This is a genomic window from Agromyces sp. Soil535 (genome assembly GCF_001428255.1).
In the GTDB taxonomy this organism is placed as follows: Bacteria; Actinomycetota; Actinomycetes; order Actinomycetales; family Microbacteriaceae; genus Agromyces.
Genome location: NZ_LMRW01000009.1, coordinates 16055 through 39473, shown reverse-complemented (window position 1 = coordinate 39473; position 23419 = coordinate 16055). Strand labels below are relative to the sequence as shown.

The 23419-nt window shown below is 70.5% G+C and carries 26 protein-coding genes; 16 read left to right on the top strand and 10 right to left on the bottom strand.

Annotated elements, in window-relative coordinates; genetic code table 11:
* Window positions 1–14 precede the first annotated feature (14 nt).
* The 4 genes from ASG80_RS08455 to ASG80_RS08440 all read left to right on the top strand — a co-directional run bounded on the left by ASG80_RS08455 (window position 15) and on the right by ASG80_RS08440 (window position 4003).
* Window positions 15–1277, top strand: coding sequence for an ABC transporter substrate-binding protein (locus tag ASG80_RS08455; protein WP_056729740.1), 1263 nt, complete (start codon window positions 15–17; stop codon window positions 1275–1277).
* A gap of 91 nt (window positions 1278–1368) precedes the next feature.
* Window positions 1369–2289, top strand: coding sequence for a carbohydrate ABC transporter permease (locus ASG80_RS08450; protein WP_056729739.1), 921 nt, complete (start codon window positions 1369–1371; stop codon window positions 2287–2289).
* Window positions 2289–3239, top strand: coding sequence for a carbohydrate ABC transporter permease (locus ASG80_RS08445; RefSeq protein WP_082589965.1), 951 nt, complete (start codon window positions 2289–2291; stop codon window positions 3237–3239). The genes ASG80_RS08450 and ASG80_RS08445 overlap by 1 nt, the downstream gene beginning before the upstream one ends.
* A 5-nt stretch (window positions 3240–3244) precedes the next feature.
* Window positions 3245–4003, top strand: a complete 759-nt coding sequence (locus tag ASG80_RS08440; RefSeq protein WP_162256611.1) for a DUF624 domain-containing protein — start codon at window positions 3245–3247, stop codon at window positions 4001–4003.
* Between the two features lie 8 nt (window positions 4004–4011).
* On the opposite strand, the gene ASG80_RS08435 is transcribed toward ASG80_RS08440, so the two are convergent.
* From ASG80_RS08435 to ASG80_RS08425, 3 genes are all read right to left on the bottom strand, one after another.
* Window positions 4012–5199: a phage tail sheath subtilisin-like domain-containing protein gene (locus ASG80_RS08435; RefSeq protein ID WP_056729737.1), complete on the bottom strand. Its 1188-nt coding sequence runs from the start codon at window positions 5197–5199 to the stop codon at window positions 4012–4014.
* A 166-nt stretch (window positions 5200–5365) separates the two neighbouring features.
* The gene (locus ASG80_RS08430) at window positions 5366–6280 is read right to left on the bottom strand and encodes a CorA family divalent cation transporter (protein ID WP_162256610.1); all 915 of its coding nucleotides are present in this window, start codon (window positions 6278–6280) and stop codon (window positions 5366–5368) included.
* 186 nt (window positions 6281–6466) lie between these two features.
* A complete protein-coding gene (locus ASG80_RS08425; RefSeq protein ID WP_082589961.1) occupies window positions 6467–7843 on the bottom strand; it encodes an FAD/NAD(P)-binding protein in 1377 nt (458 codons plus the stop codon).
* A 241-nt stretch (window positions 7844–8084) separates the two neighbouring features.
* Between ASG80_RS08425 and ASG80_RS08420 the strand changes: the two genes are divergently transcribed.
* The gene (locus ASG80_RS08420; protein ID WP_056729734.1) at window positions 8085–9035 is read left to right on the top strand and encodes a cytochrome b/b6 domain-containing protein; all 951 of its coding nucleotides are present in this window, start codon (window positions 8085–8087) and stop codon (window positions 9033–9035) included.
* Window positions 9036–9066: 31 nt separating this feature from the next.
* The gene (locus ASG80_RS08415) at window positions 9067–9660 is read left to right on the top strand and encodes a class I SAM-dependent methyltransferase (protein ID WP_056729733.1); all 594 of its coding nucleotides are present in this window, start codon (window positions 9067–9069) and stop codon (window positions 9658–9660) included.
* On the opposite strand, the gene ASG80_RS08410 is transcribed toward ASG80_RS08415, so the two are convergent.
* A complete protein-coding gene (locus ASG80_RS08410) occupies window positions 9657–10250 on the bottom strand; it encodes a TetR/AcrR family transcriptional regulator (protein ID WP_056729732.1) in 594 nt (197 codons plus the stop codon). The genes ASG80_RS08415 and ASG80_RS08410 overlap by 4 nt on opposite strands.
* 122 nt (window positions 10251–10372) lie before the next feature.
* On the opposite strand from ASG80_RS08410, the gene ASG80_RS08405 reads away from it, so the two are divergent.
* Together ASG80_RS08405 and ASG80_RS08400 are read left to right on the top strand one after the other, a co-directional pair.
* Window positions 10373–11344, top strand: coding sequence for an ATP-binding cassette domain-containing protein (locus tag ASG80_RS08405; RefSeq protein WP_056729731.1), 972 nt, complete (start codon window positions 10373–10375; stop codon window positions 11342–11344).
* Window positions 11341–12138, top strand: a complete 798-nt coding sequence (locus ASG80_RS08400; RefSeq protein ID WP_056729730.1) for an ABC transporter permease — start codon at window positions 11341–11343, stop codon at window positions 12136–12138. Before ASG80_RS08405 ends, ASG80_RS08400 begins: the two co-directional genes overlap by 4 nt.
* Here the strand turns inward: ASG80_RS08400 and ASG80_RS08395 are convergent.
* The gene (locus ASG80_RS08395; RefSeq protein ID WP_235508246.1) at window positions 12117–12869 is read right to left on the bottom strand and encodes an EI24 domain-containing protein; all 753 of its coding nucleotides are present in this window, start codon (window positions 12867–12869) and stop codon (window positions 12117–12119) included. The two genes, ASG80_RS08400 and ASG80_RS08395, sit on opposite strands and share 22 nt — an antisense overlap.
* A 60-nt stretch (window positions 12870–12929) precedes the next feature.
* Between ASG80_RS08395 and ASG80_RS08390 the strand changes: the two genes are divergently transcribed.
* Window positions 12930–13763, top strand: a complete 834-nt coding sequence (locus ASG80_RS08390) for an alpha/beta fold hydrolase (protein ID WP_056729729.1) — start codon at window positions 12930–12932, stop codon at window positions 13761–13763.
* A gap of 20 nt (window positions 13764–13783) precedes the next feature.
* Here ASG80_RS08390 and ASG80_RS08385 read toward each other — a convergent pair whose 3' ends face one another.
* Window positions 13784–14551 carry a ferritin-like domain-containing protein gene (locus tag ASG80_RS08385; RefSeq protein WP_056729728.1) on the bottom strand — a complete coding sequence of 256 codons (768 nt, stop codon included), beginning with the start codon at window positions 14549–14551 and terminating at the stop codon, window positions 13784–13786.
* Between the two features lie 3 nt (window positions 14552–14554).
* Window positions 14555–15649 (bottom strand): PLP-dependent aspartate aminotransferase family protein, encoded by a 1095-nt coding sequence (locus ASG80_RS08380; RefSeq protein WP_056729727.1) that lies wholly within the window; start codon window positions 15647–15649, stop codon window positions 14555–14557.
* 159 nt (window positions 15650–15808) lie between these two features.
* Between ASG80_RS08380 and ASG80_RS08375 the strand changes: the two genes are divergently transcribed.
* The 3 genes from ASG80_RS08375 (at window position 15809) to ASG80_RS08365 (ending at window position 18974) form a co-directional block, all read left to right on the top strand.
* On the top strand, window positions 15809–16936 hold the full coding sequence (locus ASG80_RS08375; protein ID WP_056729726.1) for an AI-2E family transporter: 1128 nt from the start codon (window positions 15809–15811) through the stop codon (window positions 16934–16936).
* A 108-nt stretch (window positions 16937–17044) separates the two neighbouring features.
* Window positions 17045–18220 (top strand): adenosylhomocysteinase, encoded by a 1176-nt coding sequence (locus ASG80_RS08370; RefSeq protein ID WP_056729725.1) that lies wholly within the window; start codon window positions 17045–17047, stop codon window positions 18218–18220.
* A gap of 25 nt (window positions 18221–18245) precedes the next feature.
* A complete protein-coding gene (locus ASG80_RS08365) occupies window positions 18246–18974 on the top strand; it encodes an IclR family transcriptional regulator (RefSeq protein ID WP_056729724.1) in 729 nt (242 codons plus the stop codon).
* 13 nt (window positions 18975–18987) lie between these two features.
* Here the strand turns inward: ASG80_RS08365 and ASG80_RS08360 are convergent, their stop codons facing one another.
* Window positions 18988–19635: a hypothetical protein gene (locus ASG80_RS08360; RefSeq protein WP_056729723.1), complete on the bottom strand. Its 648-nt coding sequence runs from the start codon at window positions 19633–19635 to the stop codon at window positions 18988–18990.
* A 29-nt stretch (window positions 19636–19664) separates the two neighbouring features.
* Between ASG80_RS08360 and ASG80_RS08355 the strand changes: the two genes are divergently transcribed.
* Together ASG80_RS08355 and ASG80_RS08350 are read left to right on the top strand one after the other, a co-directional pair.
* Window positions 19665–19859 carry a hypothetical protein gene (locus tag ASG80_RS08355; RefSeq protein WP_056729722.1) on the top strand — a complete coding sequence of 65 codons (195 nt, stop codon included), beginning with the start codon at window positions 19665–19667 and terminating at the stop codon, window positions 19857–19859.
* Complete coding sequence (locus tag ASG80_RS08350; protein WP_056729721.1) at window positions 19856–20275, top strand: hypothetical protein; 420 nt, start codon at window positions 19856–19858, stop codon at window positions 20273–20275. Before ASG80_RS08355 ends, ASG80_RS08350 begins: the two co-directional genes overlap by 4 nt.
* Window positions 20276–20320: 45 nt before the next feature.
* On the opposite strand, the gene ASG80_RS08345 is transcribed toward ASG80_RS08350, so the two are convergent.
* Window positions 20321–21109: an SDR family oxidoreductase gene (locus ASG80_RS08345; RefSeq protein ID WP_056729720.1), complete on the bottom strand. Its 789-nt coding sequence runs from the start codon at window positions 21107–21109 to the stop codon at window positions 20321–20323.
* 108 nt (window positions 21110–21217) lie between these two features.
* On the opposite strand from ASG80_RS08345, the gene ASG80_RS08340 reads away from it, so the two are divergent.
* Window positions 21218–21823 (top strand): TetR/AcrR family transcriptional regulator, encoded by a 606-nt coding sequence (locus tag ASG80_RS08340; RefSeq protein ID WP_056729719.1) that lies wholly within the window; start codon window positions 21218–21220, stop codon window positions 21821–21823.
* On the opposite strand, the gene ASG80_RS08335 is transcribed toward ASG80_RS08340, so the two are convergent.
* Window positions 21801–22367 carry a DUF2269 family protein gene (locus ASG80_RS08335; protein WP_156401725.1) on the bottom strand — a complete coding sequence of 189 codons (567 nt, stop codon included), beginning with the start codon at window positions 22365–22367 and terminating at the stop codon, window positions 21801–21803. The genes ASG80_RS08340 and ASG80_RS08335 overlap by 23 nt on opposite strands.
* A 203-nt stretch (window positions 22368–22570) precedes the next feature.
* Here ASG80_RS08335 and ASG80_RS08330 point away from each other — a divergent pair, with 203 nt between their 5' ends.
* Window positions 22571–23266 (top strand): NAD-dependent deacylase, encoded by a 696-nt coding sequence (locus ASG80_RS08330; protein WP_200952530.1) that lies wholly within the window; start codon window positions 22571–22573, stop codon window positions 23264–23266.
* Window positions 23267–23419 lie beyond the last annotated feature (153 nt).

Sequence of the window (23419 nt, the reverse complement as noted above, 5' to 3'; positions counted from 1 at the left end):
AAGGAGAACACGCAATGAAGCGCACCATCACCGCAGCGGCCGCCACCGTGGCCCTCGCGGGCCTCGTCCTCACCGGATGCTCCGGCCAAGCCGCCCCGGCCGAGGAGGAGGGCCCCGTCACCCTGACGGTCTCGGTCTGGAACTACGACCAGACCCCCGAGTTCAAGGCCCTCTTCGAGGCCTTCGAGGCAGAGAACCCCGACATCACCATCGAGCCGGTCGACATCCTCGCCGACGACTACGCCGAGAAGCTCACGACGATGCTCTCGGGCGGCGACACGACCGACGTGCTCACGATGAAGAACGTCACCGACTACTCGCGCTATGCCAACCGCGGACAGCTGCTCGACGTCACGGACACGGTGAACGCGATGGACACCGACAAGATCGCGGGTCTCGATCCGTACCAGGTCGACGATGTGTACTACGCGGTGCCGTACCGCCAGGACTTCTGGCTCCTCTACTACAACAAGGGACTGTTCGACGCGGCGGGCCTCGACTACCCCGACCACATCACGTGGGACGAGTACGCCGACCTCGCGGCGAAGCTCACCGACGATGCAGCGAACCCGAAGGTGTACGGCAGCTACCAGCACACGTGGCGCTCGGTGACCCAGGCCACCGCGGCCGCGCAGACCGACGGCGACCTCCTGAGCGGCGACTACGGCTTCATGGACGACCAGTACGAGCTGTTCCTCGGCCTCCAGCAGTCGGGCTCCGCCCTCGACTACGCCACGGCCAAGTCGCAGCAGATCAGCTACCGCACGATGTTCGAGACCGGCCAGGCGGCGATGATGCCCATGGGCTCCTGGTACATCGCCGGCATCAAGGCGGCGATCGACGGCGGCACCTCCACGGTCGACTGGGGTGTCGCGCCGCTGCCGCAGGTCGAGTCCGGCGAGGACACCGTCACGTTCGGATCGCCGACCGCGTTCGCCATCAACACCAAGTCGGCGCACCAGGCCGCGGCGAAGAAGTTCCTCGAGTTCGCCGCGGGCGAGGAGGGTGCGAAGGCGATCGCCGCGATCGGCGTCGTGCCGGCCTACGGCTCCGACGCGGTCGCCGAGGCATTCACCGCGCTGCCGACCGATGACCTCTCGGTCACGACCTTCAACGAGCCGAAGACCGTCGCGCTCGAGATGCCGGTGAGCGAGAACACGTCCGACATCAGCACCATCCTCGACGAGGAGCACGACCTCATCATGGTGGGCGAGGCATCCGTGGGCGACGGCATCGGCGCCATGGACGACCGCGTCACCAGCGAGGTGCTCGGCTAGTCATCCGGCCGGGGTCCGCTCCCGCCGCGGAGCGGGCCCCCGCCGGCATCGCCGGATGCCGCGGCATCCGCCAATGATCGGAAGGACCACCATGGCCGTCACCGCCCCGGCGCCGCTCGCGACACGCGAGCGCACGAAGCGCAGGCGCCGACTCCGCGACATCGCCGTCGGCTGGAGCTTCATCCTGCCGAACTTCGCCGGCTTCGCCCTCCTCACGCTCGTGCCCATGGCGGGCGCCTTCGTGCTCGCGTTCATGGAGTGGGATTCGTTCACCCCGCCAGAGTGGGTCGGACTCGACAACTTCGAGCGCATGCTCGGCGACCCGACGTTCTGGATCGCGCTCGGCAACACCGCGTACTACGCGATCGGGCACATCCCCCTCACGATGGCCGCGTCGCTCGGGCTGGCGCTCCTCCTGAACCGCAGGCTCCGGGGACTCGGCTTCTTCCGCACCGCCATGTTCTTCCCATACGTCACCTCGCTCGTCGCGGTCGCCGTCGTCTGGAACATGCTGTTCAACCCGACGGCCGGTCCCATCAACCAGGCGCTCGAGTTCTTCGGCGTCGCCGACCCACCCGGCTGGACCTCGAGCTCGGCCTGGGCGATGCCAGCGGTCATCATCACCAGCGTCTGGCGGGACATGGGGTACTACATGGTGCTCTACCTCACCGGACTGCAGGCCATTCCCACCGAGTACCACGAGGCCGCCGAGGTCGACGGCGCGAATGCGTGGCAACGGTTCTGGAACGTCACCATCCCGTCGTTGCGGCCGACGACCTTCTTCGTGCTCGTCATGATCACCATCTCCAGCTTCAAGGTCTTCGACCTCATCGTCGTCATGACGGACGGCGGGCCGGGGCGCGCGACGACCGTGCTCTCGCAACTCATCTACCGGCAGGGCATCATCGAGAACCGATTCGGCTACTCGTCGGCCATCGCCCTCGTCCTCTTCGTGATCGTGCTGGCCTTCACGGCGGCCCAGTTCACGCTGCAGAAGCGCAAGGAGCTGTGATGACCGACACCAAGCTCGACGAGGAGACCCGGCTCGGCGCCTTCGAGTCGACGGTGACCGCCGCGATGACCGCGCCTGAGGCGGAGCGCGTCGTCGGCCGCCGCCCCCGCCGTCCCCGCGGCGGCCGGCGCGTGTCGGCGGCGAGGAAGGCGCTGCTCTACGCGCTTCTCGTCGTCGTCGTGGGGCTCGTGTTCGTTCCGTTCTTCTGGATGATCTCGTCCTCGCTGAAGCACGACAACCAGGTCTTCCAGATTCCTACGCAGTGGATCCCGACCGAGTTCGTCTGGTCGAACTACGTCGACATCTGGACGCAGATCCCGCTCGCGAACTACCTCAAGAACTCGCTGTTCCTCGCGATCGTGATCACGTTCCTGCAGCTGCTGACCGGGAGCTTCGCCGCCTACGGCTTCGCGAAGCTGCGGTTCCCGGGTCGCGACGTGCTGTTCGTCGCCTACATCGCGACGATCGCCGTGCCCTGGCAGGCGTACATGATCCCGCAGTACATCATGATGCAGCAGGCGGGGCTCGTGAACACCCACCTGTCGATCATCCTCCTGCAGGCGTTCGGGGCGTTCGGCGTCTTCCTCATGCGCCAGTACTACCTGACGATTCCCGACGAGCTGTGCGAGGCCGCTCGGATCGACGGCATGAGCGAGTACGGCATCTGGGCGCGGATCATCCTCCCGCTCTCGAAGCCCGCACTCGCGAGCCTCGGCCTGCTCACGTTCGTCGGGGTCTGGAACGACTACATGGGGCCGTTCATCTACCTCACGAGCAACGACCTCTGGACGGTGCAGCTCGGGCTGCGCTCGTTCGTCGGACAGTACGACGCGCAGTACGCGATGATCATGACCGGCTCCGTGATCTCGGTCATCCCGATCGTGATCGTGTTCCTCCTCGGCCAGAAGCAGTTCATCCAGGGCATCGCGACGACGGGTCTGAAGGGATGACGGGCGTGGCTGATGGAGCGGTGGCGCAGAGTGACGTGCGCGACCGTCGTCCGCACGGCCGGCTCCGGAGCCTGCTGTCACCGAGGCAGGAGGCGCTCGAGGCGCTGTTCGACACGGTGTATCGCGGACTCGGCGTCGGGATCGCGACGGGGATCGCCGGGGCGGCGCCGTTCACGTTCGCCCTCACGGTGCTCGCGCGTCCGCTCGAGGCCTGGCCGTTCCTGCTCGTGTGCGCGTTGCCGATCGGCCCGGCGATCGCCGCCGCCTTCGCCGTCTTCGGGGGAGCGGCGTCGAGTGATCGGGTGGCACCGTTCCGCGACTTCGTCCGCGCGTGGCGCACCCTCGCGATGCGGGCGCTCGGCATCTGGGCCGCGTTCACCGTCGTCCTGTTCGTGCTCATCGTCGATGCGGGCGTCATCTGGGGCACGGTGTTCGCCGCGCTGATCGGCCCGGTGACGGCAGTCATCGCCGTCGTCGTCGCGGCCGGCACGCTGCACTCCCTCGCGGTGCTGGCGTCGCGGCCCGGCGTCGGTGCGGTGACTGCGGCGAGGACCGGTCTCTTCCTCGCCGTGCGGCGGCCGCTGCCCACGCTGCTCTCCCTCGTCATCCTCCTCGCCTCGGCGATGGTGGTGCTCGCGCAGCCGGTGCTCGGCGTGCTCGGCCTCGGCGGCTTCGCCCTCCTCGTGTTGCACGCGAACTCCGCGGCAGCGCTCGCGTCGGTGGCGCCTGCAGCGGACCGGGAACCGGCGGATCCGGCCGAGTGATCCACGCCCTATTCTGTGGGTGCCACGGCGTGCACGCCGATGCGGACCACGACGAACTCGGTGGGCATGATCGGCGCGAACCCGACCACGACCACGAGCCGGCCCGCGTCGACGTCGTCCTGGGTCATGGTGTCGCGCCCGCAGCGCACGAAGAACGCTTCGGCCGGCGAGAGCCCCCGGAACGCGCCCGCGCGGAACAGGTCGAACAGGAACGTCTCGACCGTGCGGCGCACCGACGTCCAGAGCGGCTCATCATTCGGTTCGAACGTCGCCCACCGGAGGCCCCGCTCGATGCTCTGCTCGAGGAAGAGTGCCATCCGGCGCACGGGCACGTACTTCCATTCGCTCGCCGCGGTGTCGGCACCCGCCAGCGTGCGGGCGCCCCACACCACCGGCCCGCCTGGCGGCAGGTCGCGTAGCGCGTTGACGCCGCCGGCGGCGAGACGCGCGAGGTGTGCCGACCGCAGGTGCACGTCCACGCCGTCGGCACCGCGGAGCTCGGCGTCCCTTCCCGCTGGCGCCGTCCACACACCGCTCGTCGCGTCGGTGCGGGCGATCACCCCGGCCACCGCTCCGGATGCCGCGAACACGCCGTCGGCCCCGCCCCGCAGCGGGTCGGGCTGGCGCAGCCGCGGGGCGTACAGCGCGGCGTTGGCGCTGGTCGTGCCGATCAGGGCGCCGATGCCGCCTGGCGCCGACGTCGCCGCGAGGATGGCCTCCGCGCTCGTCCACGACGTCGGCGGGTCGAGGAGGAGCATCGCGCGCCGGCGCTCGCAGAACGCGGCGGCGGCGGCCACGGCCGCACGAGCGTCGGCATGGGTGTCGTCGGCGTTGGTGTCGGTGGCGTCGGCGTCGGCGGCATCCGGCGGCAGCACGAGGAGGTGCACGTCCACCGCGTCGAGTGCCGCGAGTCCCACGCGCACTGCCTCGCCTCCCGTGCCGTCGACACGGACCACGACGGCGCGGCTCCCGCCGTTCGCGAAGAAGTCCCGAACCTGGAACGCGAGGCTCACCCGCGCCGTGAGCCCACCGAACTCGCGTTCGAATGCGCCCCAACCGTCCACCGGAACGGCGCTGCCGACGGGACCCCGATCGGCGCGCCCGATGAACGCGGCCACCGAGGTCGCGACGGCCTCGATCGGGCGTGGCCCGCGCGGATGACCGGCGGACGAGCCTCGAGCGGTGTGCTGCGGCATCGTCGCCCCCTGCCTCGAGCGGATCCGTTTCCCTGCCCCCGGCGGATCCGAAATCGCATGACTCGCAGTGAGCCTGCTCTCGCCGCGGGAGCGGTGTCAAGGGGCCGAGGGCAGCGGATTGCCGCGGGCGACGGGTTCGCGGCATCTGCAGCGTCCTGCCCGCCCGTCAGAACCAGCGTCGCCGCTTCAGGGTGAAGAACGCCCAGAGCTCGAGGGCGATGATCACCGCGACGACCACGATCCACCCGAGCCGGAGCTGGGTCAGTGGAAGGTCGGGAAAGTTCATGCCGTAGAGACCGGCGACGACGGCGGGGATCGCCAAGATCGCCGCGATCGCCGCGATCGTCCTCGAGTCGGAGCCCTGCCGGCTGGCGATGGAGTTCTCGTGCGTGGTGATCACCCCGTCGAGGGCGGCCTCCTGGTCCGCGGTCAGCCGGGCGACGCTTACGAGGTCGTCGATGAGGTCGAGGACGTACGGGATCAGAGTCGGGTACTGTTCGGCGAAATCCTGGAGCTTGTCCCGGTTGTTCTCGAACGAGCTCGCGATCGTCGCGACGGCACGGCCCACCTTGCCCACGTCCCTGCGCAGGCTGTACAGGCGAGCCGCGTCATCCTCCTGGGTCTCGTCGAACACCTGATCCTCCAGCTGCTCGAGTTCGTCCTCGACGTACGCCCCGACCGCGACATATCCCTCGATCACCGCCGAGACGACGGAATGGAGGGCCCCGAGCGCATTCCCTCGCAGGGGTGGTGGCGCGGCGTCGAGCAACCTGGCGACGTCCAGTGGGGGAACCCCGGGTCGTGACCGTTCCACGGTGATGAGCAGGCCATCGCGGGCGAACAGGTAGAGCTCGGAGATGGCGACCGAGCGGTGTTCGTCCGTCAGGCGGAGCCTCCAGAGGACGATGAAGAGATGCTCGCCGAACCACTGGAGCTTCGGTTGCCGGCGCCCATTCACGGCATCCTCGACCGCCAAGGCGTGGAGGCCCAGGTCGTCCCGGAGCGCCTCGAGCTGTTCGGTGGGAGGGTCGACGGCTCCGACCCACGTGAAGCCGCCCGCCAGTTCGTCCGTCGTCTGCAAGCTGCGTGCCGCGCTGGCGATCACCGCCTCCGCGTCCTGCGCGGGGATAGTCCGAGATGTGCCATCGCTGAAGTAGCGGCGAATCATCAACGCGTCAATGCGGTCACCTTGGTCCACGCGTCCATCTTCGTCCCTCCCGGCGCCGGCGCCACCTGGCGAATACGCGAGACACGGGCGGCCCGTCCTTCAGGCCGGGTCGGTTGCGCTCAGCTCCGCGAGACGGGCCAGCCCGGGCTGAAGGTGGGCCTGCAGGCGATCGAGCGTGTCGCCCAACTCCGCGGATCCGGCCAGCTCGGGCGGGATCCGCGCCGGGTTGATCGCGACCCCGGACGCCCACGCCGCGATGTCGGGCTCGGACCCGAACGACATCGCGCCACGCGCGCCCATGACGGTCATCCGCGCCCATGCGGCCATCGAGTCGGGGTACGGGGACGGCGGGCACAGCCGGTTCTTCTCCTGGTCATCGTCGCGGGTCGCCTCGACGTACCCGGCGAGCGCTGCGCCGAAGCACGGGAACCCGGCCCGGATCGGCTGGAGCGTGATCGCCTCCGGACCCCAGATGGGCACGAGCGGCCGGTACTGGAGCCCCTCGGCCGCGCAGTGCACCACGATCGCGTCGTCTGCGATCGCGATCGACCCGGCCGCGAACACGACCCTTCCTCGGTCCACCCGCACGATGTGCCCGTGGCGTTCGACGCGCCCGATCGTGCGCAGGGCCTCGAGCTCCCACGCCGCAAGGGTGGGGGTCTTGGCCATCGTCGGAACCACCAACTGGTCGATGCGCAGCATGACGCCGGCGTCCTCCAGCCGGAGGAACAGGTCCGCCAGTGAGGCTGACGCCTCGGCTGCCTGCATCGTGTCGGCGACCATGCCGAGGAAGACCACCGGATCGGGCTGGACCACTGCGCGATTGAGCATCCACGGATCTCGAGGCCGCACCCAGCAGATCGCGTCGGGTTCGACGCCGCGCGCCAGCAGCCAGACGCACGCGTCGGTCGCGGTCTTGCCCGACCCGACGACCACGAACTCGCTCGGAGCCTCCTCGAGCCGTGCGAGGTCGTTGACCGGGATCACCCGGGCGTCGTCGGCGACCCCGAACGGCGGCGGCGTCTCCGCCGGGATCGCGGGAGCCAGATAGTGGGCGTCGACGATCCGGCACCGCTCGGGCACGGCGAACCACTCGCCCGAGATGCGGGAGACGAAGGTGCGATCCCCGACGTATTCGCAGCCGGCGAAGAACTCGACCCTGCCCGACTCCAGCATCCGGTCGGCCAGCATGCTCTCGTAGTAGGCGCAGATCTCCGAACGCGTGGCCCGCTCCTGCAGGCCGGCCTCGGGTCCGTGCCGCTGCAGACGGCCGCCGCCGAGCAGCGTCGACGCGACGCCGTAGAAGGCGGAGGCCTGGTGCAGGCGCACGAACGGGTAGGCCTCGAGCCAGTGCCCGCCGACACCGTGACGACGATCGACCAGTGCCACTCGCACGTCGGCGTGGTCGATCAGGGCATCGGTGAACGCCATCCCCGTGGCGCCGGCACCGACCACGAGATAGTCGGCATCGACCATGCGGGTCACGAGACCACTGAAGCACCACGACGGCGGCGTGTCTACGAAGGAGTGTCCGACCCTTCTTCACGCCGCCGTCCTGCCGCGTTGCGTCATGGTGTTGCGGCCCGGCTTCGCCGCTTGCAGCCGCCGACGCTAGGGTCGATGCATCCGTTGTCCGCCGCCGCGGCTCCGGCGCGCGTGCGCGCCCGTCGTGACGGCCTCGCGCCGGCCCCCACCGGAGAAGGAACCGCACCCGGAGATGACCGTGACCTCCTCGAAGCCCAGCCGCACCGCCCGAGCGCGCGACTGGTGGAAGGCCCAGCGCAAGCGCGTGCTCTGGTGGACGGTCATCTCCCTCGTCGCGTTCGTCGTCATGGTGCTCGTGGCGCGCTGGTTGCGCGGGCTGCCTGCGGTCGAGCAGTTCATCGAGAGCTATCCGGGTATCGTCCCGCCGCCCGAGGGCACGCCCGTCGGTATTCCGGCCTGGCTCGGCTGGCAGCACTTCCTGAACTCGTTCTTCCTGCTGCTGCTCGTGCGCACGGGATACCAGTTGCGTTCCAAGCAGCGCCCGCCCGGGTTCTGGACCCGCGACAACACGAGATGGCCTCGCACGAAGCGCAACCCGCGCCGGATGGGCATCCACCTGTGGTTCCACCTCTGGCTCGACGCGTTCTGGGTGCTCAACGGCATCGTCTACGTGGTGCTGCTCTTCGCCACCGGGCAGTGGCTGCGCATCGTGCCGACCGATTGGGCGGTGGTGCCAAATGCGGTCTCAGCGGCGCTGCAGTACGCCTCGCTGGAGTGGCCGACCGAGAACTCGTGGGTCGTGTACAACTCGCTGCAGCAGCTCGCGTACTTCACGATCGTGTTCATCGCGTCGCCGATCGCGATCCTCACGGGCCTGCGGTTGTCGTCGGTGTGGCCGCTGGATGGTCCGCTCGTGCGCGCCTTCCCCGAGAAGCTGGGCAAGTCCTTGCACTATCCCGTGATGCTGTTCTTCCTGGCGTTCACGTTCGTGCACGTCGTGCTGGTGCTTACGACCGGCGCGCTCCGCAAGCTCAACGAGATGTACGCCGCCCGCGACGCCGACGACTGGATCGGTTTCGGGGTCTTCGCGGCATCCGTCGTGGTCATGGTGGTCGCCTGGGTGCTCGCCAAGCCGCCGCTGCTGAAGCGCATCGCGGCGACGTCAGGTCGCGTGCAGGGCTGACGACTCAGCGTCGGAGCGGTAGCGTGCAAGGGTGGCGACCGCGCTGATCGACGACGCCGGGCTCGACGACCTCGAACGCGAGTTCCTCGGGCGCGTGCGCGGGCGCGTGCTCGAGATCGGCGCCGGCGACGGCGAGAACTTCGGCGCGTTCGACCCGGGCGTCGAGTGGCAGGGACTCGAGCCCGATGCGAAGCGGCGCGCCGAGCTCGCCACGCGCGCACGCGAGTGGCGGCACACGGCCACGCCCTTGGACGCCCGGGCCGAGTCGATCCCGCTGCCCGACCATTCGGTCGACGCGGTCGTGGGCACCTACGTGCTCTGCTCGGTCGACGATCCGGCGGCGGCGCTCGCCGAGGTGCGCCGGATCCTCGTGCCGGGCGGTCGGGTGATCTTCGTCGATCACGTCGTGGCGCCGCCGGGCACCCTGAAGCGCGCGGTGCAGTGGGTGGCGACGCCGATCTCGAAGCGGGTGTGCCACGGATGCCACTGGGACCGCGACACCGAACGGGCGCTCGCCGAGGCGGGGTTCGTCGGCGGCGACATCCGACGGTTGCGGGTGCGATCGATGCCGTTCGGACCGGTGCCGATGCTGCTGTTCGACGGGCGTGCGCCCGGCGGCGACTAGCCTTCGGAGGATGCGGCCGCCCTGATGACACCCATGACGGCCTGTCGAACCCGTCCGGCAGCTCCGTCGGGGTCGGGCTGGCCGGCGTCGAGCCACGCGATGATGGCCTCGATCGCCACGACCGGAGCCAGTTTCGACGCCCAGAGCGCCAAGCGCCGATCTTGGACGAAGGCGGAGATCTGCAGCAGCGCGGCAGTGGTCATATCGTCGCGGAACTCATCGACGCTCGCCCTGAACTCCGGTTCCCGGGCGGCGTGCTGGAACAGCAGCCGGAACCCGGCTGGGGACTCGAGCGCCGCAGCGAGCAAGCCGTCGATGCTGGTGTCGGTGAAACCGCCGACCGGCTCACCGACGTTGGCGGCCAGGCGGGCGCGCATGCGGTCGAGAACCGCTCGGTAGAGGTCGGTCTTCGAGTCGAAATGCCGGTACAGGATCACTCGTGAGATCCCGGCCTCGGTGGCGATGTCGTCCAGGCTGGTCGCTGCGAAACCGCTGCGTGCGAAGGCTTCCGTGGCGGCGGCGAGGATCTGCTCCCGCCGTTCGACGCGTGGCAGTCTCTGCTCCCGTTCAGCCTTCACCGGCTCAGTCATCGGTCCTCCCATTCGCGGCGGCTGGTCGACTCAGGAGTCGAGTGCGCCCGCGTATTGACATTGAAGTGTACTCGTGCATATGTTTACTATCTGTTATACAATGTGGAGTAAAGGAATGAAGCATGAGCAACGCGATCATCAGCGTCGAGCATCTGCTCAAGGCCTATGGCGAGGTGAAGGCGCTCGACGGACTGAGCCTCGACATCGAACGTGGGGTCATCTTCGCGTTGCTCGGCCCGAACGGCGCTGGCAAGACCACCCTCATCCGGATCCTTGCCACGTTGCTGCGAGCCGACGGCGGCACCGCCCACGTCGCAGGGTACGACGTTCGCCGGAACCCGGCTGAGGTCCGTCGGCGCATCGGCCTCGCCGGGCAATACGCCGCGGTCGATGACTATCTCACCGGTCGTGAGAACACCGAGATGACCGGTCGTCTCTACGGTCTTCCTCGACGCCAGGCCAGGGCCCGCGCCGGGGAGGTCCTGGAACGCCTTCACCTCGCCGATGCCGCAGACCGGCAGGTCAAGACGTACTCCGGCGGCATGCGCCGGCGCATCGACCTCGCCGCGTCGCTCGTCGGCGAGCCCGACATCCTGTTCCTCGACGAGCCCACGACCGGCGTCGACCCGGCCAGCCGCCGCGACATCTGGGGCCTGATCCATGACCTCGTCGACGGTGGCACCACGGTTCTGCTCACCACCCAGTACCTGGAGGAGGCCGACCAGCTGGCTGACCGGATCGCCGTCATCGACCACGGCCGCCTCGTCAGCGAAGGCACTGCAGAGCAGCTCAAGGCCCGCACAGGCGGATCGGTCCTGGAGCTGTCCGTGCCCGATGACCAGCGCGACTCGGCCGTCGCCATCCTCGGAGGCGTCGATGGCGGCCACGCCACGTACGACACCCACCGCGGCACGCTTGTCCTGCCCGCGCGCAGAGGAGCGAACACCCTACGCGAAGCCCTGCAACGGCTCGATGGCGCGGGCATCCGCCCTGACGACATCGGCCTGCATCAGCCCACCCTCGATGACGTGTTCCTCCACCTCACCGGCCGCGCGCCCGCCCCATCGGCTCTCGCAGAACGCACGATGGTATGAGCAACGCAGTCATCCACATCGGAGTCATCACCAAGCGCAACCTCCTGGCGAACCTCCGCCTGCCTGATGTCCTCGTCTTATCGACGATTCAGCCCGTGACGTTCATGCTCCTGTTCCTCTACGTGTTCGGTGGAGCCATCGAGAATGCCCTGCCTGCCGCGGCGCAAGGTGAGTACATCAACTGGCTCGTCCCCGGAATCCTCGCCCAGTCAGCCGTGTTCGGTGCCGCTCCGACCGCGTTCGGCCTCAACAGAGACCGTGCGAACGGCGTCATCGACCGATTCCGGTCCCTGCCCATGGCGCGCTCGGCCGTTCTCGCCGGTCGTACCCTCGCCGACCTGGTACGCAACGCGTTCATCCTCACCCTGCAACTCGGCGTCGGGATCGCGCTCGGCTTCCGACTGCAGACGAGCATCTGGCACCTGCTCGCCGCCATGGCACTCGCGCTCGCCTTCGGCTACGCCTGCTCCTGGATCATGGCGACTCTCGGGCTCGCGATGAAGAACGCCGAAGCGATCCAAGCAGCCGTCTACCTGGTCGTCTTCCCGCTCACCCTGACGAGCTCGGTCTTCCTGCCGACGAGCACGATGCCGGAGTGGCTCGCCACCTTCGCCGACCACCAGCCCATCACCATCGTCAGCAACGCGTTGCGTGGCCTCACCCTCGGCGAAGGAGCCCTCCCCGTCGGCCACACGATCGCCGGTGAGGTCCTCACCGCCCTCGCGTGGACCGTGGGAATCCTCGTAGTCTTCGTCCCCCTCGCGATTCGCACCTACCGCCGGGCCGTCAGCTGAGCAGGAGTGTCGAGCACCGAGCGCGCGAGCAGCGTCGAGCCGGCGACGGCGGCCGGCATCGTGATCACGGCGCCGAACGGGATCATGAAGCAGAGTTGTGTCGCGACGCCGAATCCGAGCAGCCGTGAGCGGTGGCCGCGGAGCAGCGCCCGGCGAGCAGCCCGGTCGATGCCGCGTGCCTCGAGCGGGCGCGAGCTCAGCTCCATCGCGAGCAGCCGCCCCGAGAGGATCACGCCGAGGGTCGGCGCGAGCACGGCGCCGACCACCGGCACGAATCCGGTGAGCGCGACACCGATCGCGGTGACGAGACCGGCCGCGATGAGCACGAGCGAGTCCCTCACGGATCGCCAGAACCCGACTCCCCGTTCGGGCACCTCCCCACCGAGTTCGAGCTCGACGGCGCGCCAGATGCGCTCGTAGAACGGGTCGCCGACGGCGAGCGTGAGCGCCGTGAAGGTGACGGCCGCGAGCACGACGGCGGCGCCGAAGATGATCGCGCCGATGGTCCCGCGGAACAGGGCCGGCCAAGGGTCGACCCACGCATCCGCGAACGGCGTCAGCCAATCGGTGAGCCCGGGCAGGCTGATCCCGAGTGCGACGAGCGCCGCGAGGACGAGGACGAAGACGACTGCCGCCGGGATGAGGCCGAGCAGCATCACGCCGGGGCGCCGGCCCCAGAAGGCGAAGCCGCGCAGCAGCATCCCCACGCCCGAGAAGAAGCTGCCCACCACCTGCACCACTCTAGGCTGGGCATCCAGGCGTTCGGCCGGGTTGACGGCAGGGGAGGCGGCATGATCACGGCCCTCGATGTGCGACTCGACGACGGACGCGTGCTGCGCGCGTACGACGGCGGAGCGGATGCCGCGTCGCGGCTGGTGCTCGTGTGGCACCACGGGTCGCCGCAGACCGGCGCCCCGCTCCACCCGGTGCTGGAGGCGGCGTCGGCGCGCGGCATCCGCGTGCTCTCGTACGGGCGGCCGGCATACGGCGGCTCGACCCCGAACCCGGGGCGCGACGTCGCCTCGGCCGCGGCCGACGTCGCCGCGGTCGCCGACGCGTTCGGCGTCGAGACGTTCGCGGCGATGGGGGCATCGGGCGGCGGTCCGCACGCGCTCGCCGGGGCGGCGCTCCTGCCAGAACGCGTCACGGGGGTCGTGACGCTCGCCGGCATCGCGCCGTACACCGACGCGTTCGGCTGGTTCGACGGGATGCGCTCGTCTGGGGCACTGCGCGCGGCGATGCAGGGCCGCGAGGCGCGGGCTCGGTTCGCGGAGACCGAGGAGTTCGACCCCGACCAGTTCCTGCCGGCCGACTTCGCCGCGCTGGAGGGTCCGTGGGCGGCGCTCGGCGCCGACGTGGCACGCTCGGAGGTGTTCGGCCCGGATGGGCTCATCGACGACGACGTCGCACTCGCCTCGCCCTGGGGGTTCGAACTCGAGCAGGTCGTCGCACCCGTGCTCCTGGTGCAGGGCGAGCAGGACCGTGTCGTGCCGCGGCGGCACGCGTCGTGGATGCTCAGCCGGCTGCCGGATGCCACGCTGTGGATGCGACTCGACGACGGCCATGTGTCTGTGCTCGACACCGTCCCCGATGCGATGGACTGGCTGCTCGAACGCGCGACCTGAGCGCGGGCGCTCGGCGACCCTCAGCTGACGGCGTGCTCGTCGGCAAGCTGCACCGAGGGTCCTTCGATCCCGCGATCGGGCTGGGAGAGCGCCGCGATGGCGGCACGGCGGAAGTGGCGCATCGCGCGCCCCCAGTAGTCGGCGGGCCTGATGCCGCACGCGCGGAGCGCTGCGCCGTGGTCCACGGCCAGCACCGTCGCGGCGCCCGCCGCGATGACGCCCCAGCAGATCCCAACGAACACCCGCGCAGCCGAGGGCGTGGACGCGAAGCCGGCTCTGAGGCGGTCGACCTGGAAGCGCAGGTGCTCGACCTCATCGGTGAGGATGCGGCGTCCGATTCCGCGTATGACGGCGTCCGGCCCGGCAGTCGCGAGCGCGTGGAAGTACTCGATCGCCGTCGACTCGGCGATGAGGAACAGGGCGAGCTCGGTGCGAAGTCCGAGCATCCGGCGGAGGCGCGTGAACGTCGCATCCGACCAATGCGACCTCAGCCGTGGAGCACCGAGGTGCGAGAGGCCCCGGGCGAACAGCGCGGAGTGCCGCTGTTCCTCCTGCACGAGGAGGGTGAGCGCGGCGAGGTACACGGGATCGCCGGCATCCGCCGCCTTCGCGAGCAGGCGCAGGCCATCGCCTGCCTCGCCGAGCTCGAACCGCTGGAATGATCGCGCGTACGCGCGGCGCATCGCCTCGGGCATCGTGCAGGGTGCGTCCCAGTCGACCGACGCTTCGATGCGCCGCTGCCGAACGGTATTCCGCTCGTAGTAGGTGCGCCACGCCTCGAAGCCCATGACTCAGCCGAGCGAGTCGAGCGTGTCCAGTGCCGCCACGAGATCCCGGTGCAGGTCGTCGACGTGCTCGAGACCGACCGAGAGCCGCACGAGCCCTTCGGGGATCGTGGGCTGCTCGAGCGGCCAGCGGCGACGCCGCTCGAACGTCGACTCGACCCCGCCGAGGCTCGTGGCGTGCACCCAGAGGCTCGTGCGCTGCACGAGCGCGTCGGCGGGCTCGGCGCCGCCGCGCACCACGATCGACACGATCGCGCCGAAGCCGGGGTAGCGCACCTCGTCGAGCGCCGGGTGGCCGGCGAAGCGGCGCACGAGTTCCTGCGCGGTCGCCTGCGCGCGCTCGAGGCGAACGGGCAGGGTGCGCAGGCCCCGCAGCGCGAGGAACGTCTCGAGCGGTGCCGGGATGGCCCCGTAGAGCGAGCGGCGCTGCACGAGCGCAGCCGCGAGGTCGTCGGATGCTGCAACGGCGGCACCCATGAGCACGTCGCTGTGGCCCGAGATGTACTTGGTCGCGGAGTGCACGACGAGGTCGGCGCCGAGCTCCAGCGGGCGCTGCAGCAGCGGGGTCGCGAACGTGTTGTCGACCGCGACGAGTGCGCCGTGCTCGTGCGCCGCCCGTGCGATCGCGGCGATGTCGGCCACCTCGAGCGCGGGGTTCGTGGGCGACTCGAACCAGACCATCGCGGCATCCGTGCTCGCCGCCGCCACCGCCGCGGTGTCGGTGATGTCGACGAACACGGCCTTCGCGCGCCCGTGCTCCTCGCGCTCGATGAGGGCGGCGACGGTGCCGGTGTACGAGTGGCGCGGCGCCACGATCGTGCCCCCGGGCTCCACCAGGTCGAACGCCGCGGCGATCGCGGCCATGCCCGACGCGAAGGCCACGCACCGGCCGCCCTCGAGCGCGCCGAGCGTGTCCTCGAACGCCGTCCACGACGGGTTGCCGTAGCGGCCGTACTCCAGGTCGCCGCCGGCGACGTAGGTCGAGGTGAGGTGCACCGGGACGCTCATCGGCTGGTCGGGCTCGTGCGGCGGCCGGCCCGAGACGATGGCGACGGTGTCGGGGTGGAGGGCGGATGGTGCGGTCGGGTTCGCGTCGTGCACGTTCGGTACCTCTCGGACTCGAGGCGCGGATGCCGCAGCAGCGGGCGCGCGTCCCGGCCAGCGTATCCCGGGGCGGCACGCGCGGCCTTTCCGTCGACCCAGCCGCGCTGGGTCGACGAGGCGCTCCTCGTCGTGCGAGCCGGGTCGTAGGGTGATGCCATGAGCCTTCGACCCACGCCGTCGCCCCGTCTTGGACAGATCTGGGCCGATCGGCTCGGCAGGTGGAGCATCCGGAGCCTGCAGGTGCTCCTCGGCGTCGCGCTCGTCGCGCTGGGCGTGTGGGCGCTCGTGCAGGTCAAGCTCGTCGTCATCCCCGTGCTGATCGCACTCATCCTGGCATCGGCGGCCGCCCCGCTCCTCAGGTGGCTCCGCGGCCGGGGGATGTCGCCGGGCCTCGCCGCCTGGATCACGATGATCGGCAGCATCCTCGTGCTCGGCGGCGTCGTGACCGCGATCGTCGTCGCCGTGCGCAACCAGTGGGGGAGCCTCGTCGAGTCCGCGACGGAGGGCTTCGAGGACGTGCAGGAATGGCTCGAGGACGTGCCGTTCCCCATCGACCAGCGACAGGTCACGGAGGCACGCGACGCGATCGTGGACTTCGTCACGAGCGCCGAGTTCGGCGTTGGGGCGGTCCGGGGCGTCTCGGCGGCCGCCGAGTTCGTCACCGGCGTCACGCTCGTGATCGTGGTGCTGTTCTTCTTCTTGAGGGACGGCGACAAGATCTGGGAGTTCTTCCTCCGTCCGTTCCACGGCGCGCGGGTCGAGCGCGGCCGCCGCATCGGAGTGACCGCGGTCAAGGTCTTCGGCGGCTACCTGCGGGGCACCGCGATCGTCGGATTCGTCGACGCGTTCCTCATCGGCATCGGCCTCGCGATCCTCCAAGTGCCGCTCGCGCTCCCGCTCGCGGTGATCGTGTTCCTCGGCTCGTTCATCCCGCTCATCGGCGCGACCGTGGCGGGCATCCTGGCGGCGCTCGTCGCGCTGGTGGCCAACGGGCCGGTCGTGGCGCTCATCGTCGTGGCGATCGTCATCGTGGTGCAGCAGCTCGAGGGGGACCTGCTGCAACCCGTGGTGATGGCCCAGTCCCTCAAGCTGCATCCGCTCGTCATCCTCATCGCGCTCGCCGTCGGCACGATCGTCGCGGGCATCGCGGGGGCCGTGCTCGCCGTGCCGATCACCGCGGTGGCCTGGGCGATCATCAAGGTGTGGGACCACCCCGATCCCTCGATCGATGAGCGCAAGCACTTCCGCCGCAGGCGCACTCGAGCGGATGCCGCGCCCGGATGATCCGGACGTAGTGCAACGGCCCGGTCAGCGTCTCCTGCCCCGAGCGCCGTTGCGCGGGCGTCCGGTACCATATGTGAAAGCTGCATTCATATATGAAAGCGAGTCGAGATGTCGGAACTCCTCGAACGCGGCGCCGCCCGCATCGCCTGGATCAGGTCGCGGATGCCGCTGCTCGCCGCGACCCGCCGCGACTTCGCCGAGCGCCGGCCGTTCGCCGGCCGCCGCGTGGGCATGTCGCTGCACGTCGAGCCGAAGACCGCCGTGCTGCTCGAGGTGCTCGCCGCGGGCGGCGCCGAGGTGGTGGCCACCGGCAACCACGGGTCGACGCAGGACGACATCGCCGCCTTCCTCCGCGATTCGGGCATGACCGTGTTCGGTCGTCGCGACGACACGCTCGAGCAGCACGAGGCGAACGTCGCCGCCGTGGTCGCATCGCGACCCGACATCCTGCTCGACAACGGCGCCGACCTCGTGGCCGGCATCGTCGCCGCCGGCGCGGCCGGCTCGGTGATCGGCGGTACCGAGGAGACGACGAGCGGCGGGATCCGCCTGCGCACGGAGCTCGCGGGCCGCGTGCCGTTCCCGACCATCGTCATCAACGACAGTCCGCTGAAGGCGATCGGCGAGAACCGGCACGGCGTCGGGCAGTCGGTGGTGGAGAGCATCATGCGCATCACCAACCTGATGATCCCCGGCCGCCGGTTCGTGGTGGCCGGCTACGGCTGGTGCGGGCGCGGCATCGCGCAGTACCTGCGGGCCTTCGGCGGACGGGTCGCCGTGGCCGAGATCGACGAGATCAAGGCCTTCGAGGCCGCGCTCGACGGGTACCGCGTCGACGACATGCGGAATCTCGCCGAGTGGGGCGAGTTCTTCGTCACGGCCACGGGGCACCCGGGCATCATCACCGACGAGGTGTTCGACCTGCTGTCCACAGGTGCGGTGCTCGCGAACGCGGGGCACTTCCCGTGGGAGATCGACACCGAGGCGCTCTACGCCCGCGCGACCGCCGTCACGGAGCTCGACGCGGCGATCGAGCGCATCGACCTGCCGGACGGACGCGAGCTCATCCTGCTCGCGGGCGGCCGCATGGTGAACCTCGCCGGGCGGGAGCCCAAGGGCAACTCGCTCGAGGCCATGGACCTCGGATTCCTGCTGCAATCGCTCTCGCTCGAGCGGGTCGCCACGGCGGCGGCGTCGCTCCCGCCGGGCGCCCAGCCCGTGCCCGACGACCTGGAGCGCGAGATCGCGCGCCGCTTCGTGCGGGCCATCGGCGCCCACCGCTGACCGCCGATCCGCTGGAGGCATCCGCATGGCCGAACGCATCGCAGATCGCACCACCGACTACTCGGCTCCTGCGCTCGACAAGGCGCTCGACATCCTCGAACTGCTCGCCGGGGAGGCTCGCGGGCTCACGCAGACCGAGATCGCCGAGTCCGTCGGGCGCAACGTCAGCCAGATCTACCGCGTGCTCGCGACGCTCGAGCGGCGGGGGTACGTGACCCGCGACGACCGATCGGGCCGCTACGTCCTCTCGATGGCGCTCTTCGACCTGGCGCACCGGCACCCACCTCTGCGCGGTCTCGTGCAGCTCGCCGCAGGGCCCATGCGGGAGCTCGCCGACGCGATCCGGCAGTCGTGCAACCTCAGCGTCGACGACGCCGGTGTCGTGCGCATCATCTCGCAGGCCGAGTCGCCCGCCGACTTCGGGTACCACGTGCGGGTAGGCGCGCGCTTCCCCGTCGAGAGCACGGCGACCGGTGCCGTGCTGGCCTCGCAGGTCGCAGCGGATGCCGGTGCCCTCACGCCGGCCGAGGCCGGGCAGCTCGCTGCGGGGTATCTCACCCGCACCGATCGCCTGCAGGCGGGCATCACCGACGTGGTCGCCGCGGTCACGGATCGCACGGGTGCGACGGTCGCCGCCCTCACGGTGCCATACATCGGCACGTCGTACAGCGCGGTGGGGCTCGACGACGTGGTGGCTGCGGCGAGGGCGACCGCCGCGGCGATCTCGGCGCGGCTCGGAGGCGGCATCCGCTGAACGGGCGGCGGGCTCAGGCGATGGTGCCCTCGGCGAGCAGCGCCTGCAGGCCGCGCCGGAACTCCTCCCGACCGCCGTGCGCGGGGTGCCGCACGCGCGGGACCGACATCCCGCTTCTCGCCAGGCTGGCGTGCGCGACATTGCCGACCGCGACGACCGACCGAATCGACATGACGTCCATCAGCGCCTGCCAGGACCATGACCATTCCGAGGTCTCGGCCACCGACGGCGTGCGGTTCGACATAGGGTCGCCAGGGCGGTGGGGATGCAGCGGGAAGGCGCTCCACAGCACCGGCAGGAAGTCGAGCGCCACGAGCGTCTGCCACATCACGGTCGCCGTCGGCTCGGCGGCGACGCCCGGCACATCCGGAATCGCATAGCCGTTCGCGGTCCCGAAGAGCCCGAAATGCGGGATGCCCCGCCGCAGGAGCACCGTGTTCGTGAACGGGACGCCCGTGATCGCCATGCCGCGATAGCCGGGTGCTTCGCCCACGAGGAGCACGCTGGGGCGTCGTTCCGCCAGCTGCTCGAGGTACAACGCCAGGTTCCGACGTCTGATCGCGTTGTCGCGGCGCGAGCGATCGAACGGGTTCACGCTGTTCGGGCCCGAGCGGCCCGCCGCGAGCCGCTCGACGAAGGCGTCGATCGAATCCGGCATCATCAGCCGCATCCTACGGCTAGCCTCGAAGCATGAGCCGTACCGTCTGGACCGTCATCGGCGTGATCGTCGCGGTGATCGTCGCCTGGTTCCTCGTCGACGTCCTGTTCAGCCTGCTCTGGTTCATCGGCAAGCTCGCGATCGTGGCCGTGGTCGCGGTGGTCGTCTTCCTCGTGCTCCGGAACCTCATGCGACCCTCCGACGAGCAGAAGTCGATCGAGCGATGACACGGCGGGCCGGCATCCCGCGGTCGACGCCCGGGCGCACGATCGGCCGTGTCCTGCTCGCCGCCGGTCTCGTCTTCGCGGGCGTGAGCCACCTGTTCTGGGCGCGCCGCGAGTTCCGGTCGCAGGTGCCGCCGTGGGTGCCGATGGACGCCGACGCGGTCGTCGTCGGGTCGGGTGTCGCCGAGATCGGCCTCGGCGCGGCGCTCGTCGCGCTCCCGCGCGAGCGGGAGCGCATCGGCACGATCGTCGCGGCGTTCTTCATCGCGGTCTTCCCCGGCAACCTCGCCCAGTGGGCCGAGCGCCGCAGCGCCTTCGGCCTCGCGACCGACCGCGCCCGCTTCATCCGCCTGTTCTTCCAGCCCCTGCTCGTCGCGCTCGCCGTCTGGTCGACGCTGCCCGCCGACCGGCGGCGTTGACCAGGCGCTCAGCCCAGAGCGCGCCGCGGGTGCCGCGGCATCCGCTCAGTTCGCCATGAGGCGCGCGGTCATCGGGATGACGATGGAGCGCGGCATGATCCGCGCCAGCACGGCCGCCGCGCTGTTGCGGCCACCCGACACCACCGACGACGGCGTGCGCCGAGCGTCGAGTGCGCGTATCGCCGTGGCGACGACCTCCTCCGGGGTCTGGTAGTCGCCGACACGCGCCTCCTGGGTGCCGACGACGTCGAAGAACTCGGTGCGGGTGGCGCCGGGGCAGAGCGTGGTGACGCGCAGTCCGCTCTCGCGGGTCTCGTAGGCCACCGCCTCGGTGAAGCTCAGCACGAACACCTTCGTCGCACCGTAGACGGCCATGTACGGCAACGGCTGGAACGCGGCGGTGCTCGCGACGTTCACCAGGATGCCTCGACCCGACGCCGTCATCTCGGGCAGGAAGGCGCGGGTGAGCGAGACGAGCGCGCCGACGTTGAGGCGCACCTGCTCGTCGATGCGCGCGGCATCCGCCTCGGCGAGCTCGCCGTGCATGCCGAAGCCGGCGTTGTTCACGAGCGAGTCGATGCTGAGGCCGCGCTCACGCACGAACGTCGTGACGGCTTCGACCGCGCCAGGTGCGGCGAGGTCGAGGGCGAGCGGATGCGCGTCGACGCCGTGCGCGGCGGCGAGCTCGTCCGCGAGTGCGGTGAGCCGGTCTGCGCGTCGCGCGATGAGCACGAGGTTCGCGCCCCGTGCGGCGAGGGTGCGGGCGAACTCGGCGCCGAGGCCCGAGCTCGCGCCCGTGACGATCGCGGTGGTGCCGGCGTGGTTGCGGGCCATGGTGGTGTTCCGATCGGTTCGAGGTCAGGGACTGGAAGTAGTCAGTGACAACATGATGCGCCTCGCGCGCCGTGTTGTCAATGCCTACATCTGCACTAGACTCGCCCTGTGTCGGCCGCCTACCACCACGAGAACCTCCGCGAGACGCTCCTCGAGCTCGCCGAGCGCAGTGTGCAGCGGTCGGGCGTCGAGGCGCTCTCGCTCCGGCAGCTCGCCCGCGACGCGAACGTCAGCCACGCGGCGCCCGCCCGGCACTTCCGCGACAGGCGTGCCCTGCTCGACGCGCTCGCCCTCGACGGCTTCCAGCGCCTCAATCGGGCGATGGCGGATGCCGCGGCCACGCCCGGCACCTTCGACGCCCGCTTCCGCGCCATCGCGAGCGCCTACGTGACGTTCGCCGTCGACAACGCCGCCCTGCTCGGGCTCATGTACACGGTCAAGCACGAGGCCGACGCGAGCGATGCCCTCGTCGAGGCGGGCCGCGGCAGCTTGCGGGCGGCGGTCGAGCTGATCGCCGAGGCGCAGGCGGCGGGCGCCGTGACGGCAGGCGACGACCCCGAGCGACTCGCGCTCGTCGCGTTCGCGAGCGTGCACGGCGTCGCCGCCCTGGCGACCGGCGACCTGCTGGACGGCGTCTCGGTGGCGGAGGCGACCGACGCGACCGTCGACCTGCTCCTGCGCGCGATCGGCGTCACGCAGACGGCCCGCGACTGATCCGTCGCGTTCGCCCCCAGGGCTTGAAGACCGACAACGTCATCGCGACGATGAGGGCGGTCGACGAGACGACCGGCGGGAACACGAGGGTCGCGCTGACCGCGGGTGCGTCACCCTCGGCCAGGGCCGCGCGACCGGCGTCGCCGAGGTTCACGATGCCGGGCCAGAGCACGAGCACGACGAGGGTCACGAGCACCACGTTGATCACGAGCTTCACGAGCACCCAGCGGTAGCGCACGAGCCCGTACTTCGTGCCGAGTCCCAGCAGCACGCCGGAGACGAGGGACACGAGGCCGACTATCACGATCGGCCAGGTCGCCACGGCGGCGAGGCTCGCCGCGGCGGCCCCCGCTCCGGTCGGGTCGCCCGTGATCGCCGTGAACACGAGGATGCCGAGCACGAGGTCGAGGCCGAGCCACACTCCCGCGGCCGCGATGTGCACGAGCAGCAGCAACTTGCGTGCGCGGGCTGAGAGCGGCATCCGGATGGCCCGGGCGTCGGCCCGCGGGCGGGGTGTCGTTCGCGTGGTGGTGGTAGCGGTCATGCCTCCACGATGCCGAGGGCGCGCCGCCGGGGCATCCGCTCGTGGGAGTCACTCGCCGTACGCCTGTCGGCGTACGGCCTCCGGCGCCCCAATGCAGGAAGGTTCGAGCGACACGCCGTCGGAAGGCCCTGCACTCGCCGCGGGGCGCCCGATTCTTCCTGCAGTGGGCGCAGGCCAGGGGTGGACGCGGTTCAATGGGAGGCATGCGCATCGTCGTGCTCACCGGCGCCGGCATCTCGGCCGAGAGCGGCGTGCCCACGTTTCGCGACGCGGGCGGACTCTGGGAGGGGCACCGCGTCGAGGACGTCGCGACGCCGGAGGCGTTCGAGCGGGACCCCGATACCGTGCAGCGCTTCTACGACCAGCGACGGCACGCCGTCGCGCGTGCCGAGCCGAACCCCGCGCACGACGCGCTCGCCCGGCTCGAGCGCGAGCTCGGCGACGACCTGCTCGTGGTCACCCAGAACATCGACGGCCTGCACGAGCAGGCCGGGTCGCGCCGGGTCCTGCACATGCACGGCGAACTGCTGCAGGCGCTCTGCGCGCGGTGCGGCGCCCGCTCGCCGGTCATGGCCGACCTCCTCGAGCGCCCGCCCTGTCCGACATGCGGTGAGCGGATGCTGCGCCCCGACGTCGTCTGGTTCGGCGAGCTGCCGTACCACCTCGACGAGATCGACGAGGCGCTGCTCGCCTGCGACGAGTTCGCCGCCATCGGCACCTCGGGTGCCGTCTACCCGGCGGCCGGCTTCGTGATGACCGCAGCAGACTGGGGCGCGCACACGATCGAGCTGAACCTCGCGTCGAGTGAGATCGCCCCGCTCTTCGACGAGGTGCGACACGGTCCCGCGAGCATCGTGGTGCCGGCGTGGGTCGACGAGGTGCTGGCCGCGCGGGCCTGAGCGTCCACGCCGCCGACTCAGTCGACGAACGCGACGGCGCGCGCGGGGGCACCGTCACCAGCGAGGCGCAACGGGAACACTCCGACTCGCACGCGCATCGGCAGGCCGTCGAGCCGACGGAGGTGCGCGGACTGCGGCTCGAACTCGAGGGGA

Coding starts and splice junctions, on each gene's coding strand:
- ASG80_RS08335 (WP_156401725.1), bottom strand. CDS start 22,367: ATGACCGCTACCACCACCACGCGAACGACACCCCGCCCGCGGGCCGAC.
- ASG80_RS08445 (WP_082589965.1), top strand. CDS start 2,289: ATGACCGACACCAAGCTCGACGAGGAGACCCGGCTCGGCGCCTTCGAG.
- ASG80_RS08370 (WP_056729725.1), top strand. CDS start 17,045: ATGTCGGAACTCCTCGAACGCGGCGCCGCCCGCATCGCCTGGATCAGG.
- ASG80_RS08355 (WP_056729722.1), top strand. CDS start 19,665: ATGAGCCGTACCGTCTGGACCGTCATCGGCGTGATCGTCGCGGTGATC.
- ASG80_RS08360 (WP_056729723.1), bottom strand. CDS start 19,635: ATGATGCCGGATTCGATCGACGCCTTCGTCGAGCGGCTCGCGGCGGGC.
- ASG80_RS08425 (WP_082589961.1), bottom strand. CDS start 7,843: ATGGTCGATGCCGACTATCTCGTGGTCGGTGCCGGCGCCACGGGGATG.
- ASG80_RS08330 (WP_200952530.1), top strand. CDS start 22,571: ATGCGCATCGTCGTGCTCACCGGCGCCGGCATCTCGGCCGAGAGCGGC.
- ASG80_RS08420 (WP_056729734.1), top strand. CDS start 8,085: ATGACCGTGACCTCCTCGAAGCCCAGCCGCACCGCCCGAGCGCGCGAC.
- ASG80_RS08375 (WP_056729726.1), top strand. CDS start 15,809: ATGAGCCTTCGACCCACGCCGTCGCCCCGTCTTGGACAGATCTGGGCC.
- ASG80_RS08350 (WP_056729721.1), top strand. CDS start 19,856: ATGACACGGCGGGCCGGCATCCCGCGGTCGACGCCCGGGCGCACGATC.
- ASG80_RS08365 (WP_056729724.1), top strand. CDS start 18,246: ATGGCCGAACGCATCGCAGATCGCACCACCGACTACTCGGCTCCTGCG.
- ASG80_RS08400 (WP_056729730.1), top strand. CDS start 11,341: ATGAGCAACGCAGTCATCCACATCGGAGTCATCACCAAGCGCAACCTC.
- ASG80_RS08455 (WP_056729740.1), top strand. CDS start 15: ATGAAGCGCACCATCACCGCAGCGGCCGCCACCGTGGCCCTCGCGGGC.
- ASG80_RS08410 (WP_056729732.1), bottom strand. CDS start 10,250: ATGACTGAGCCGGTGAAGGCTGAACGGGAGCAGAGACTGCCACGCGTC.
- ASG80_RS08405 (WP_056729731.1), top strand. CDS start 10,373: ATGAGCAACGCGATCATCAGCGTCGAGCATCTGCTCAAGGCCTATGGC.
- ASG80_RS08390 (WP_056729729.1), top strand. CDS start 12,930: ATGATCACGGCCCTCGATGTGCGACTCGACGACGGACGCGTGCTGCGC.
- ASG80_RS08435 (WP_056729737.1), bottom strand. CDS start 5,199: ATGCCGCAGCACACCGCTCGAGGCTCGTCCGCCGGTCATCCGCGCGGG.
- ASG80_RS08385 (WP_056729728.1), bottom strand. CDS start 14,551: ATGGGCTTCGAGGCGTGGCGCACCTACTACGAGCGGAATACCGTTCGG.
- ASG80_RS08345 (WP_056729720.1), bottom strand. CDS start 21,109: ATGGCCCGCAACCACGCCGGCACCACCGCGATCGTCACGGGCGCGAGC.
- ASG80_RS08450 (WP_056729739.1), top strand. CDS start 1,369: ATGGCCGTCACCGCCCCGGCGCCGCTCGCGACACGCGAGCGCACGAAG.